General features: G+C 37.6%; 12 protein-coding genes. 7 read left to right on the forward strand and 5 right to left on the reverse strand.

Annotation, left to right across the window (positions count from 1 at the left end):
* Window positions 1-40 precede the first annotated feature (40 nt).
* The 3 genes from ACZ5V8_RS06435 to ACZ5V8_RS06445 form a co-directional block, all read right to left on the reverse strand.
* Window positions 41-3,913 carry a hypothetical protein gene (locus ACZ5V8_RS06435; RefSeq protein WP_464217124.1) on the reverse strand — a complete coding sequence of 1,291 codons (3,873 nt, stop codon included), beginning with the start codon at window positions 3,911-3,913 and terminating at the stop codon, window positions 41-43.
* A 421-nt stretch (window positions 3,914-4,334) separates the two neighbouring features.
* Window positions 4,335-5,735 (reverse strand): glycosyl hydrolase family 18 protein, encoded by a 1,401-nt coding sequence (locus ACZ5V8_RS06440; RefSeq protein ID WP_464217125.1) that lies wholly within the window; start codon window positions 5,733-5,735, stop codon window positions 4,335-4,337.
* 10 nt (window positions 5,736-5,745) lie between these two features.
* Window positions 5,746-7,029 carry a hypothetical protein gene (locus ACZ5V8_RS06445; RefSeq protein ID WP_464217126.1) on the reverse strand — a complete coding sequence of 428 codons (1,284 nt, stop codon included), beginning with the start codon at window positions 7,027-7,029 and terminating at the stop codon, window positions 5,746-5,748.
* A gap of 195 nt (window positions 7,030-7,224) precedes the next feature.
* Between ACZ5V8_RS06445 and ACZ5V8_RS06450 the strand changes: the two genes are divergently transcribed.
* Window positions 7,225-7,920, forward strand: a complete 696-nt coding sequence (locus ACZ5V8_RS06450; RefSeq protein WP_440617270.1) for an alpha/beta hydrolase — start codon at window positions 7,225-7,227, stop codon at window positions 7,918-7,920.
* On the opposite strand, the gene ACZ5V8_RS06455 is transcribed toward ACZ5V8_RS06450, so the two are convergent.
* A complete protein-coding gene (locus ACZ5V8_RS06455) occupies window positions 7,917-8,903 on the reverse strand; it encodes a LysR substrate-binding domain-containing protein (protein WP_440617269.1) in 987 nt (328 codons plus the stop codon). The genes ACZ5V8_RS06450 and ACZ5V8_RS06455 overlap by 4 nt on opposite strands.
* A gap of 188 nt (window positions 8,904-9,091) precedes the next feature.
* On the opposite strand from ACZ5V8_RS06455, the gene ACZ5V8_RS06460 reads away from it, so the two are divergent.
* The 6 genes from ACZ5V8_RS06460 (at window position 9,092) to ACZ5V8_RS06485 (ending at window position 14,211) form a co-directional block, all read left to right on the forward strand.
* Window positions 9,092-9,799 (forward strand): helix-turn-helix transcriptional regulator, encoded by a 708-nt coding sequence (locus ACZ5V8_RS06460; protein WP_464217127.1) that lies wholly within the window; start codon window positions 9,092-9,094, stop codon window positions 9,797-9,799.
* Between the two features lie 114 nt (window positions 9,800-9,913).
* Window positions 9,914-10,504, forward strand: coding sequence for a CBS domain-containing protein (locus tag ACZ5V8_RS06465; RefSeq protein WP_464217128.1), 591 nt, complete (start codon window positions 9,914-9,916; stop codon window positions 10,502-10,504).
* Between the two features lie 19 nt (window positions 10,505-10,523).
* Entirely contained in the window at window positions 10,524-12,434 is a 1,911-nt protein-coding gene (locus tag ACZ5V8_RS06470; RefSeq protein WP_464217129.1) for an ATP-binding cassette domain-containing protein, read from the forward strand.
* The gene (locus tag ACZ5V8_RS06475) at window positions 12,421-12,741 is read left to right on the forward strand and encodes a DUF2288 domain-containing protein (RefSeq protein ID WP_464217130.1); all 321 of its coding nucleotides are present in this window, start codon (window positions 12,421-12,423) and stop codon (window positions 12,739-12,741) included. The genes ACZ5V8_RS06470 and ACZ5V8_RS06475 overlap by 14 nt, the downstream gene beginning before the upstream one ends.
* Window positions 12,725-13,909, forward strand: a complete 1,185-nt coding sequence (locus tag ACZ5V8_RS06480) for an MFS transporter (protein WP_464217131.1) — start codon at window positions 12,725-12,727, stop codon at window positions 13,907-13,909. Before ACZ5V8_RS06475 ends, ACZ5V8_RS06480 begins: the two co-directional genes overlap by 17 nt.
* 65 nt (window positions 13,910-13,974) lie before the next feature.
* On the forward strand, window positions 13,975-14,211 hold the full coding sequence (locus ACZ5V8_RS06485; protein ID WP_203250155.1) for a hypothetical protein: 237 nt from the start codon (window positions 13,975-13,977) through the stop codon (window positions 14,209-14,211).
* Window positions 14,212-14,233: 22 nt separating this feature from the next.
* Here ACZ5V8_RS06485 and ppa read toward each other — a convergent pair whose 3' ends face one another.
* A complete protein-coding gene (ppa, locus tag ACZ5V8_RS06490; RefSeq protein ID WP_464217132.1) occupies window positions 14,234-14,758 on the reverse strand; it encodes an inorganic diphosphatase in 525 nt (174 codons plus the stop codon).
* Between the last annotated feature and the right edge of the window lie 38 nt (window positions 14,759-14,796).

A 14,796-nucleotide genomic window follows, 5' to 3' on the forward strand; every position in this document is an offset into this window, starting at 1 on the left:
GCATCGTCCTTATAAAGATCAAAAGTTATACACAACGAAACTAGCTCACGCTATAAGCATGAATACGATTTTTGCCATCAAGGAAAAAGCTAACATTATCTGGATGTGTTAAATCATTGACGGCACTGATGGTATCTCCAGTATAGTAATAACGATGATGATCACCGGTCGAGTTTATACGATCTGCTCTTAAGCCATTGGCATAGTAATCATACGCAAGATGCGTCGCTTGATTTTGCACACCAATTAGCTGACTTATGCCATTAAACTGATAGCTTGTGCCTTTGCCATCATCAACCTCATCACCATTGGCATTATACTTGGGCGTGTATGTACTACCATCTTCGGTATAAGAAACCAGTTGATCAAGGTTGTTGTATTGATAGGTTGTCGTCTTAGCATCTTTAACTTTACTGAGAATATTACCATTGCCATCATAAATAAATTCAGTACTTGTTAGCGGTTGGTGCTGTAAGTTATCAGTTTTCTCCTTAATCAATTGATTCAACTCATCATAAGTATAGTGTTTGACATAGTTAACATTGGGATCATTTGGCGCCTTATCTGAAGTTGCCGTAACATCAGTTAACATGCCCTTTGCGTCAAAGGTATTAACGACATCAAGGAGTGTTGTGCCTAAGCTATCAATTTGCTTTAGTTCATGCTCTTGACCAAATGCATCTGCTGTAAACTGCTGTGTATAAATCCCCTGATAATCCTTAGCAATAAGTGCGCCATATTGATTATTCTCATTGGGTTTATCTTGGGTACTATATAGGTAGGTTACTTTATCTTGATTATTACTCACCGTATCAAGCTTGCCATCTTTAAGATACGTCATTGTGGTTTGTTGACCATTCACATCGGTGCTTGATAGAAGTTGCCCATATTTATTATAAGTTGCAGTTGCCACTTTACCATCGGGGTAGCTAGTTGCCGTTTGTAATCCTGAGAGTGTATAGCTTATCTTAATGCCTTGACCATCGAGACTTTCATAAGTTTTATTGCCATCGGGATCATAGCTGTAGTTGTAACTATGTTTACCACTATTATCGGTATATGTTTTAGTAGTAAGGTTTCCATCTTTATCATAAGTAAAATGCACAACCGTACCATCAAGACGTGTCTCAGTGACTTTATTGCCATCTTGATCATAGCTATAGTTAATCGATTGACCTGCTTGATTGGTTTCAGCGATCAGCTCGCCTGTCGCATCATAGCTAAAATGATCACGCTGCGTAACATCATGATGACTCCCCGTGCTGTCACTAAAATCAAGTGTTTTTGTTTTATCTAGCACGTCATCTAATAGATCATACTCTGCTGTTATCGTTTCTTTAGACTGCCCACTTTGCAAGATTTGACTTTGGGTTTTACCATCAGGCGTATAGCTACTGGTTAGCGTATTAAGAACGGTCACCGCCCCGGTATTATCATCTACTTTGTTATGTATTGTTTGCAATACTTGATTATTACCATCTAAGGTCGATATTTCTTCCAAATGATAATGTGGTTGCAGTGGATTATGACTGTTTGGATAACTCATTGTCTTTAGCGGTTTTTTATCGGCGTTATAAATAACTATCTTAGTTTTGATGCCATTAACAAAGCTTGTTTGACTTAAATGTGCAAAATCATATTGCATCGTCGTTACATTACCATCGCTATCGGTTTGAGCCGTTGGTAAGGACAATGCATTATAGCTATAACTTGTTACATTACCCAAGACATCCTTTTTCTGTACTAGTTCACCGTAGGCATTATAGCGATCACTTTCTTGCAGTACCATGTCGTTAACATTATTGGGATCCGTGTTGCTATACGTTGTTATTTTGTGATTTGAGGCGTCATATTGTGTTGTGGTCTTAGCGCCCAATGGAGAGATCTCCGTTACGCTATTTTGTTTATCTTTTTGGTAATCCTCATATTGATAGGTAATGCTTTGCCCTGCTGGCAGTGTCTTTTTCAAGACTCTTCCATCTAAATCATAACTAGATGTTACGATATTACCCAGTGCTGAAGTTTGACTCAACAGATCGCCTGTTATGCTATCACTTATCTTCGTGGTCACACTGCCTAAGGCATCAGTATGCGTTATTGTTTCCAAACGTTTGTTTGGATCATAGCTAAAGTTATCTTTAACCGTACTTGATGTCACCCCAGCATGACCTGATTGGCTCCACTTCACCGTAGTTTGTATGACATCGCCATGGCTGTCATAGTTATAATCGGTACTTTTCCAGCCGTTAGTAGCATTAATATCCCCATCATACAGTGTGCTTTGAAGCACATTCTTGTGATCATTTGACAAGGTGTTTTGTACAGATTTTGTATCAAATGTATTATTCAGCGGATTCCATGTCATGTTAATCGTTGTCAATGTTTGATTAAAAGTTGGATCATAGGTATTTATTGACTTAGTTGACTCAACTAGTTTTTGTATCAGCGGATTATATTTGAAAGTATCTGTTGTTAAGGCATTGCCATAATTATCATAGGTATAGTTGGTCTTACTTAGCGTTGTATATACTTTAGTAGCAGCATCATAAATAGCACTCGTCTCTGCTATCGGTTTATTATAATTCACCGTTTGTGCATGTTTATCCGGAATCAACTGATAGCTACTCGTTGTTTTATATGTCGGTGTGTTCTCGCTATCTCCAGGCAAATACACATCCTGCTCAACCGGCTCACTCATCGCGTTATAAATCGTCTGTATTTTACGAACACCCATCGCATTACTCGCCGTTGAGCTATGCTCAGTAACCGTTACCGTATAGCGATAATCTGGATTATTACTTTCCATTAAACTGTCTTTATCATCTGATAACGGATAATTTGGATAGCCTGTGAAGTTACTCTCACTAAAACCATAGTCTGCTTCTGCCAAGACCTGATCAGCATTAGCATGATCAATATGGTTAATTGTTGCTACCGCATTTAAGGCACCCACCTTACCATCAGCCGTTTTAAAGTGTAGATCTTGGTAGGTGATATCTGTTTCTAGCCCATTAGGATAAATAATCTGGTTAACGACTGGGACGCCATTACGTGTCTGATAATTTAACTGTGTGATAAAGCCTAACGCATCGGTGTATAACAGTATGCCATTTTGATTGAAAGCCAAGCTTTGCGTATGTGATCTATTTTGACTATCACTATAGCTAACACTTATTGCACTTGCGCTATAACTAAAATTAAATACTTGCCCTAGGCTATCGGTGATTGATTTTAGATAGTTATGCTGGGCACCCATCTCTGGATCATTATAGTCATAGCGAATATGATTACCGAAACGATCCCCCTTGGCAATCAGCTTGCCCGTAGCATCAAAGTAGTCCGCCGAACCATCTGGCATACTCAAGCGATAACGATAAGCTCTTGAATCAGTGAAACTTGCAGGCAACGGTGTATTAGTGATCATATCTTTAAACAATACACCATGTTGATTCAAATATTTAAGCCCTGATTGATAACCCGTACTATCGCTCCAATTAAAATCAATCACATAGGTTCTACCATTAAATGTCACTGATTTACCTGGCACCACAGAGTCAATATTAAATTGCCAACCATTAGGAAGTCCTAACATGCCAGAGCTGCCTGCACTAAAGCTCACACTAACATCTAAAGGAATAAAGCCCTTAACCGATAATAATGGTAATGAAACACTCAATGCACCGGTTGCCGGATTGACACTCTCACTTAAACTTTTAATCGTTTTATTATCCGCCTGTGAACCTTTGTAATTTGATTTTTCATTATCTTGAGATGATGCATTCTTTAGACTTGTAAGTGACCTTTTAATCTTATGCACATCAACTGGTGTCGATGCATTCTCTGCACTCACCCCATAACTAATAGCTGACAAAAAAAGGCAGCTTATCAGGCTTAACTTAAATTTATACTTCATACAAAACCTTATCTTCAATTATTTGGATTAAATGTAATGGTAGTATTTAAACATACGCCTTTTGCGCAAACTGATGCATTGGTGCATCACTTTGTATAATGCTGAACTGTTAGCCTAAAAACCATAACCACCAATATATGCCAATGCACTCAATGATGCTATAAATGTGATTTGTTTATTTAAGCGCATGCCTATTCTCCTATTTATATTCGCTTAATATAGTGATCAATATCCACTTATCAAATGACGCCCCCTAGCGTATATCCTTTAACCCATATCAAAGTTTTTTAAATAATAGTCATAACTATAGATCAGCGATCATTCGCTCAAAAGCAGCCAAACAGCAGGATGTGGTCAAAATTCATATTTTTCGCCAAAATACCTTAAGGAAAAATTGAGACAACACACACAACCTCAGATATTAAATAACATTACCAATAGTCGTTGCCCACTGCCATGGATTTGATTTAGCTGCTGTATTACTTTGATCCTGATTGATACTCCAAGTCGCTGCGCCACCAAATTGTGGATTATCAATCAAGCTTTGATATTGTTCGGCTAATGCTTTAAAAACAGTCGTACAATCAGGCGTTTTTGAGTTTGCACATGCATACCACACACTATTAGGATTGCTTGGATTAACATTAGGTCCTGATAACACATCTGGCAAAAGTTTGGTTTTTGCTGGTATTTTCACGGCAGAATCTGCACCTTCAAGCTGTTTAATGCTCTCAGAAATAATATTAGGATTAGCTTCTTCAGGCAGGCTCAAAGCTTCTTGTATTACCACATAATCAAAATCACCATTTTCTATTGCCACATCATAATCTTGATTCAACCCTTGAGTTACCAAAATATACTTACCATCTATATTTTTGAATAATTGGGGTGCAGCCGTAACAATAACATTAGGTTTATCTTCCCGTATTTGTTTGATGAGTTGGTCTAATGCATTTCCATCCCAATGCTTGAGCGAAAGTGCTGCCTCAAGGTCAAAGTCAATACCATCCAAATGCGCTTGATTTAAATAATCAACCATCGTTTGTGCCAAAAGCTTAATATGATCAACAGAAGCTGATCCGACATTAAAATTATCTAGCCCTTGCCAAGTAACTGAAAGCATTGCGTATTTAAACTGAGGATATTTTTCTTTAGCGGCATCGACTTTATGTGCAATATCTACAGCTTGCTGTCCATATTGATCTGTAAGCACGCAGCTACTATCTGTTTCGCACTGTATTTTAACAAATGCATTGATTGCCACGTTATAACCATGCTCTGCAGCAAGCTCATAATAATTTACACTCGGAATAAGCGGCATGAAGTATCCCAGCATAATATGGCGATCCGTATCATTTGTGTTTCTATACAACAAAGAGACATCTGCTTCAGGTGATGTGACAGTAAGCTCGATATTTTTAGTATATGTTCCTATTAAACGATGCACCCCACTGTGATCTTTTAGTGACTGCGGACTAATCTCAAGCTGATAGCTACTTCCTTTTGCGCCAATCTCAAGATTTGCGATCGTTGTTATCTGCCCAATCGCCAACACACCTTGGCTTTTAAGCAATCCCCCTTTATCCTGCAATTTATAGGTTAGCTTTTGATTCTCACCAAAGCCATTGGTTACTTGTGGCATGATTTTAATCATGCCATTGTTAGCTACTCTCTGATTGAAATTATTTACATCTACAGATTTAGCACTTGCCGCTGTCTTTGTTTCCTTTTGAGTAATTAACTGACAATATGCATTTAAATACGTTGTACTAGTTATTAACAACGTCAAAATCGAGGCTGATAATATATTTTTTCTTAACATACAATACTCCTTATGATGGATTAAAAGTTATCGTTTCATCACTACAAACGCCCTCTGGACAAAGCGAAGTATTTTTATCACCACCATCACCAGGAGTGATTTCAAAAGCATCCTCTTGACTAATTAACTTTAACTTATACAAAGCATCAACTCGATCTTTTGTTTGAGCAATATTTGAACTTGGTTTTAGCGTCATGCGATGTGTTTGCCCCTTTGGATCACTCATACTAATGCTAATATTTGCACCGTTAATTCCTGTTTCATTTCTATTATTTATCAAGTTCTCGCAATCAACTTTTTGCTTTGTTTTAAAGTAAAATGCTTTAGCTACACAATGAGTTCCAGATTCTCCCGCTGTAAAGTTAATCACTCCCAGATCTGAATCAGGTCCAATATGCTGAGTAATTGTGGTTTGTGTACCAATTGCAGGATATAGTGTTATATCATCTTGCTCCAAATTGGAAAAGTCATCTAATTTAAATTGATAAGCGATGTCTGAAATCGCAGGCGTTGGCAGGTTGACACACAAGTTAACCTTGGCTTCCAAAATATTTGGATACAAATATAAAACGCCATTAGTTGTTGAATCATAAGACACTGGCAAACTCCACTGACCGTCACCTTGCACAGGGATGATGCACGCCAAAACGTCATTATCTCCACTACTGGATTGATTTCTCAAACTTACTCTATCATATAAATGTGCATGTTTATCCTGACTTTCTATCATTACATCACTGGCACTCACAAGCTTATGATCAACTCCACCATATAGATCAAACTCGCCCGCTTGGTTACCATTGTAAGGTTCAGTAGGACTAACAAGCATTGCATAGTCAATATCAGCATCTATTGGCTTCGTTGTGATACTTTCACCACTTGGAACAGGTTCATTATCACTAACATCCGGCATACCTATTCCCAGATAGTAACCAGTGAATTTGTATTGATCTAGCGCATAAGCTGTTTGATTATGAATGTCAAATTTATATTCAGGATAGCTGCATTTCAAATTATTAGTTGCCTGCTTAACCCAAGTACCTGCCTTATGTTCACAATACCAGTCCGTCATATCTGTTCTACAGATTCCTGGAACCGGAAGCCTGGTATCCCATGCATCACCTGTCCCAACACCATACATACCACAAGGACTCCATGAACGAACAACACCCCCTCCGTGGCAAAAGGTTACAAAACCAGATGAATCATTACAGTCACTGGTTGGATTTGCTGCATAACTTACAGCCGATAAAGTCAAAGTAGCTGATATAAGCAATATTATCTTTTTTTTCACAATCACTCCTAAATGATTTATTTTTTTGAACAACACGATTTAGCTATAGCTAACTTTCTAATAAAGTGTATAAATATGAGATCAATATGTGAATTAATTAATATTTAAGATATTTTAACTATAAATTAATTTACAAAGCATCCATTCTGGAGATACTGTTAGAAGTCATCAATAGCTTATGTTTAAATTTAACTCATGCGTAAAAAAAGTATTATTATTGAGCCAATAACTCAAGCCAGATCATGCGTTATATGGTTGCATGGTCTTGGTGCAAGACGTGATTTTTCAAAGTTAGTTCCTGAGTTTGACTTACCTATTAATCATAGTATTCGCTTTATTTTCCCATTTGCAGAGATGAACTCGCTAACGATTAATAAATCTGAGACCATACACTCTTGGTATGATATTAAATCTGTTTGCAATGACACCATGGCAAGAGAAATTAATATTACATCAGCAATGCATTCATGTGCTTACATTCATAGCATTATTAATCAACAGATAAAACTTGGCATTCCACCTCATAACATCATGCTTATAGGTTTTTCTCAAGGCGCACTTATTGCAGGACTATCGTCATTAACCACAAAACATACACTTGCTGCAAGCATGATCATATCAGGGTATTTACCTGAGTGGTCACTCTTTGCGGAAAACACTCAAATACCCCATCAGCATACTAACTACATCTGTGTGCATGGCACACAAGATGCAATTGTTCCAGTAAAGCTTGGCGCAGCAGCTAAAGATATGCTGATTCAACATGGTTATAATGTTACATGGCACAGCTATGAAACAGGGCATGAGTTATGCCTTGACGCAATTCAAATGATACGCTCAATCATTATGGAAAAACTGATAAATATATCACCTTATAAAAAATATCATTAATGGCTAAGTAATGTATCAAAACTCATTGCCGATCCTTCTGCCAACAGCCCATAATTAAGCAATTCCTTTATCGCATTACTATTTCTTACTCCCTGCAAAGTGTATGCATATATAGACTGCGGCTCATTATATTTCAGTAGTATTTGCAAGCTATCGTTACATGCTGAAAGACAAAAAGATGGTATAACACCATGCCCCATACCATGATCAATAAATTTTTTAATTGTGGTTACCTTATCTAAATACTCAATATCAGGCCTTGAGTTAAACACCTCCAGATGCTGGATAAAATAGCTTGTTGTTGCATAAAAATACTGAGGCATAAATATCCTCGTTGAAGTTAATGATGATAAATCTTTAAGAGCATTTAACCTTGGAAAATGAACTTTACTGCTACATAGCAACATCTTGTAACTACCTAATATCGTCATATCATAATCATTCGGTGATATAAATGGATAAAGTGTGAAAATGACATCATACTGCTTTTCTTTAATGACTTTTTGCATTTCCTCAAAACTGCCTATCAATTTCATGCTAAGCTCTATCTCTAAATTTTTTGACTTAAAAGCACTGATCATACCCAAAAAAATCTCCACAAGATTTTCAGGAATCGCGATTTTGATTACTTCTTTTTTTTGCTGAAGCTCATAAATATAACCTGCCACATTTTGCCTTTGCTCTAATAATCTAATGATCTGAGCATGCAAACTTTTCCCTTCAGCAGTTAACCACATATATTTTCCCTCTTTTTGATAGAGGGCTGTGTTACATAGTTTTTGCAGATTATCCAAATGCTTCCACGCACCTGGCACGCTGATATAGCACTTATTTGCGGCTTCGGTAATGCTCAAGGTTTTTGCAAACGTATCAAACACTTCCATCTGTTTTAATGTGAACATTAATTTAATTACTCCATTGTTATCTATCCATTTCACATAAGTATCAACTTCTTCGATATTAAACATCGCAATATGACTCACGCGCGATATACGCCTAGCTATTTATTAAAAAATAAAGGCGTAGAATTGTAGCCTAAGATAAACATGACAACCAGCAGCCAAATGGCAGGAAATTGTCAGTTTTTATATTTTTTTTCAGTTTGCCTTAAGATAAATTATATAAATTGCAGTCAGCTTTTAGTCAACTCATCCATGGAGCAAAACGATCGATGCAGGATACAACATTCTTAGAAAACTATTTTATCCCTTTTTTAAATCACTATAATGATATGGGAGTCAACTTTATTGTGCATGACCTAGCGGGGAAAATACGATTTTTAAATGAACAAACTGCCAAAATCATCGCAAATACAGAAGCCAAACACCTAATTGGCACCACACTTTTCGATCTTGGAATTATTAATAAAACAGAATATGAGGTACTCAACAATATACGTGGTGAAGTAGCCGTAAAGCGTCAAATAATTCGTTATATAAATTTTTCAACCAATTGTTTAATTGATCAATGCCTATCACATCATATATATCAATGCAGTGTGTTTCCGGTAATCGACTTAAATAATGTCGTTATCGGCACATTAACAACAGGTCGTCTGCTGGATAATGTTAACCCTTATCATTATATTAAAGGTCTAAACCCAGACCCTAATGTTGAATCATTAAAGATTTTTGCTTTACTTTCCCCCAGAGAGCTTGAGATTGTCTATTTACTTGCGCACGGCATGAGTCAACGTGATGTTGCCAGCTTCTTAGGAATTTCCAGAGGTAATGTTTCACGAGTGCTTACTGAAAATATTTCAAAAAAATGGAATATCGAGCCAACAACTGATGCAATTATTGAAAAAGCATTATATTGTGGCATCAGTACGCATGTTCCCAAAAGCTTAGCTAAGCATCAAATAGTCATCTTACCTTGATTACCTTGATTACCTTGATTACTCTGCTTTCTACGATTTCTAAGCTTATTGCGTTTGCAAAGCAGCGAAATGATGATTAGACTTACGAGGAATAATCATCACAAGGACTGACTTATGGCATACAAAGAATACAAATTACTAGAAACCACCACTCACACAAAAGAGCAAAGCGTCCCTTATTACCACCCTGAAACGATGGATGTTATCTCTCTTGAGACACCTGCTTTACACGTTTTTACTGACTTTCATACGGTAAAGCCTTATGTTATCCACGTAAAGACTCGGGCCGATGATGCATTACAAATGATGCAAAAAGTAGAAGTACACGCACTATTAGTAACCAACAATGATGATGAAGTTGTCGGTTTGATCAATACGCGCAGATTGCAAGGGGTATACCGTACACAAGTTGCACAAAGCGAAGATATTCACCATAAAGAAGTAACTGTTGGTATGTTGATGGCAAAAATTGGGAGTTTACCAATGCTTGACTATACGGTATTGAAAGATACTTTAGTAGGACATATTGCACGCTTAATGCATGACCAACATATTGATCATTTGCTTATCCAAGAACAAAATAAGTCTGGTAAAGATATCATTCGTGGCATTATTTCAGCAAGCTTTATTGCTAAACGTCTTGGCGCACAAATTGGGCATGATCTTGCATCACGCAACCTTGCTGAACTTAACAAAATCATTTAACTTAACGATCCACAACACTATGCCAATTATTTCTCTTCGCAATGCTGAGCTTGCCTTTGGACACCATAAACTGCTAGATAATGTTTCTTTGGATATTGATACCAATAAACGTATCTGTTTAATCGGTCGCAATGGCGCTGGCAAATCCTCTCTTTTTAAAGTCCTTCAAGGGCAAATTATCCCTGATCACGGTGAACGCATCGTCCATGACAATGCTAAGATTGCTTGGCTTGAACAAGAAGTGCCACAAAATACCAAAGGCTCAGTATTTAATATTGTACTTTCTGGTTTTGGTGGTTCAGGTCAACTGATTATTGAATACCAAAAACTATTAACAACTGATTTAACACAAACACACAATCTTGATCACTTAAATGATTTACAACAGCAAATCGATAATGCTCATGCATGGGATCTACAAATGGAGGCAGAGAAAGTACTCTCTGCCCTATCTCTTGATGGCAATGCATTATTTGATGATCTATCTGGTGGATTAAAGCGTCGTGTGCTACTTGCCAAGGCATTGGTTACTTCACCTGATCTCTTGCTTTTAGATGAACCTACCAACCATCTAGATATTGAATCAATAGAGTTTTTAGAACGTTTTTTACCACAGTTTAAGGGCAGCATTTTATTTATCACGCATGATCGCAAGTTTTTGCAAAATATTGCTACTGATATTATTGAGCTAGATCGTGGCAACGTCTTAAGCTTTCCTGGCAATTACGATAAATTCCTAACGCAAAAAGAGGCATATCTCCATGCTGAGGAAGTACAAAATGCCAACTTTGATAAAAAGTTGAAACAAGAAGAAACTTGGATTCGTCAAGGAATCAAGGCACGACGCACGCGCAACGAAGGACGCGTGCGCGCATTAAAAGCATTGCGTCAAGAGCGTAAAGCCCGACGTGACAAACAAGGCAATGTTAGCTTAAGTGCATCTCAAGCGAATAAATCCGGCAAAATGGTGATCAAGGCTTCAGATATTAGCTTTAATTATGATAATAAACCGATCTTTAATAACTTCTCATGTGAGATACAACGTGGTGACAAGATTGCGATCTTAGGCAAAAATGGCTGTGGTAAGAGTACTTTATTGCAAGTTTTACTACAAAAATTAACACCGCAATCAGGTAATGTGACTCACGGTGAGAATTTACAAGTCGCCTACTTTGATCAACTGCGTGATCAAATTGATCCTAAGCTTTCGCTTGTTGATAATGTCACCGAAGATTCTGATTACTTGGATATTAATGGACAGAAAGTACATATCATTGGTTATCTTCAGAACTTTCTATTTGATCCAAAACGCATGCAAAGTCCAGCGTCCTCACTCTCAGGTGGCGAGCGTAATCGCTTATTATTAGCCAAGCTTTTTGCTAAGCCAAGTAATGTATTGATCCTTGATGAACCAACCAATGACCTTGACGTTGAAACACTTGAAGTGCTTGAAGAGCTTATTCTCAACTATCAAGGAACAGTACTTATTGTCAGTCATGATAGAAGTTTTATCGATAATGTTGCTACAAGCACAATTGTCTTTGAAGGCGATGGTCAATTGCAAGAGTATGTCGGCGGTTATGAAGACTGGCTGCGCCAAAAAAGCTCGACCGCCAAACCTGCAGATCAAGCACCGCAATCACTACAAAAACCATCTTCTAGCAAAGCAAATAATAATAGCACTAAAAAACAAAAATTAAGCTTTGCACAGAAAAAACAGCTTGCTGATTTACCTAACGAGATTGAACAATTAGAAGCCGAAATTGAAAACTTGCAACAAGAAATTGCTACACCTGAGTTTTACCAACAAGGCAAAGATATCGTTCAAGAAACCTTACAAGCACTTGAGCAAAAACAAGCACTGTTAAATGATAAATATCAGCAGTGGGAAAACCTCTCCGAGCTTGAGGCGCAGTATGAGCAATCCTAATGAGTCTAACGAATTACTCAAGGCTAAAATCCTTAGTGAGACAGCACGCATTTCTTGGCTAGAGCTTCAGCGTTTTTTTGCACAAGGCAAAGTCATCAAAGTCAGTGACACTCTTGATTTAATCGATGTTGCTTATGCCTTGGCACAAAACGATCAAGCACAAATTACGGATTACATGACCAAAAATCACATTGAGTATGTCAATGATGATGATGCCAAACGTTGGTTTGAAAACAATACAACGTTATGGACTTCAGTGGTTAAACCTTGGATTTTGGTGCAAGAAATAAATGACAAAAAATCATAAAGCGATCAATATTAGATCGTATATTTTATGCCTTGTCGGTTATACGACACTGACTCTTTCGCTATCCTTAGTCCCTCATATTGCCATAGGTATTAAGCTTAGTGTTGCTGAAGTTTTGCAAGCATTAAGCTTTCTCTTTTTATCTTATAGTATCTCTGCCATTTTATTAGCGAGCGCTTCAGATGTGTTAGGCTCCGCAAAGGTATTAACCACTGCTCAGTGCATTTCTATGCTTGGGTTATTACTCATAACGATTGCCCAAAATGAGCTCATGCTTTATCTTGGCTTCTTGCTTACTGGCATTGGCACGGGTCCTTATGCATCTATTGCACGCGCCTTTATCTCGCGCTATGCCAGCAACAATATCGAACTAAAAAAAGCCTATGCCTTATTATCTATATCACTGGTTATCGCGCCTTTATTAAGTGCTTTTATTGCGCAAATTGCACTTCTTGCGACATGGCGTCTGGCATATTTTATGATGTATATCATCGAATTTAGTGTATTTTGGTTGATGCGCTCAATGCTAAGAAATGATAAAACCACGCAACAGCTGATTAGCTGGCAAAAGATCTTGCATAATTTTGCTTATATTTTCCGCTCAAGAACTTACTTACTCAATTTACCTGTCTTATCACTGTGCTTTGCCTTTTATATTCAAGTCATCATGGCCAATATCAAGCCACTACTCACCCTAAATCTTGGCGTTAGTACCGTTAGCTATAACATTATTTTAGTATTGATTACTGCCTGTTATATCTTGGGCATTTTGTGTTTTCGCCGTTTGGCCCACCTGACACATCGTGCGCAGTATCGTATTGGTACTTTATGCTTTTTTGCGCTCATGACTATTTTATTTAGTGCTTTACCTTTCACAGTATTGAATACCCTAATATGTATCACGCTGCTATGCTTTTGCGCTGGATTCTTAGTGCCATTGTCAACAGGTTCTGCTATGCAGTATATACAAAAAGCCCATGGCTCAGCTGCGGCCACCATTTCATTTGCGGTGACCTTTACTATTTCTGCATGGACATATGTACAAGCACACAGCCATTTTTCCACCTATCACTTTATGTTATTTGCTTTGTGGCTGACACTGATTGTTGCCAGTTTATTATCGATCGTTCTTCTCAATATCAGAAGAACCTCAATGCCAACGACATAATCGACAACGCTTAAAGGCTTATGCTAAGATGCTCGCAACTTGTTTAAGAAAATTTCTAATCAGATATGACAGATAAAGAAAAAGAGATTGAACGTCAAAGCAATATGACACATAAAGAATTGTTCAAACTAAATGGTGCTAAAGCGGCAGTACGTTCCGTTATATTTATTTTGATTTTTGCCGTATTTTTGTACGCTGTCACCGGAGATATGCTGTCCCCCGAGCTTGCTGTGATTTTCTTTTTGATCGACGCAAGTCTAAATACATTTCGTTATAAATGGTTTAAATCGCTGCGAAAATAAAAAGATAACGATGAAGATATGATTACGCCTTATAACGCTCGATACTTGCTTGAATATCCGCTTTAGCTGCCTCAGCCCCAGCAAAGCCATCAACTTTAACCCACTTGCTTGGCTCAAGATCTTTATAATGTTCGAAGAAATGCTTAATTTGATCTAACAACAACTTTGGTAGATCATCAATCTCTTTCACATCATCATAGATCTTGGTTAATTTGCTCGTGGGCACAGCAATGATCTTGGCATCAACACCTGATTCATCCGTCATCTTAAGTACACCAACTGGGCGACAATTAATAATAACCCCTGGGCGCAATGCCACAGGAGACACAACTAATACGTCTGCCGGATCACCATCTTCTGATAATGTGTTTGGAATAAAGCCATAGTTGCATGGATACTGCATCGTTGTTGACATAAATCGATCAACGATTAGCATATTCGCATCTTTGTCGAATTCATATTTCACCGGCTCATTGTGCGCTGGAATTTCGATCACGACATTGACATCATTTGGTGCATCTTTGCCGACTTTAATATTAGAAAGCATACTTACCCTTAATTATATATTTTTCTGGTTAAATGAAC

The organism is Cysteiniphilum sp. GTC20157 (assembly GCF_055396795.1).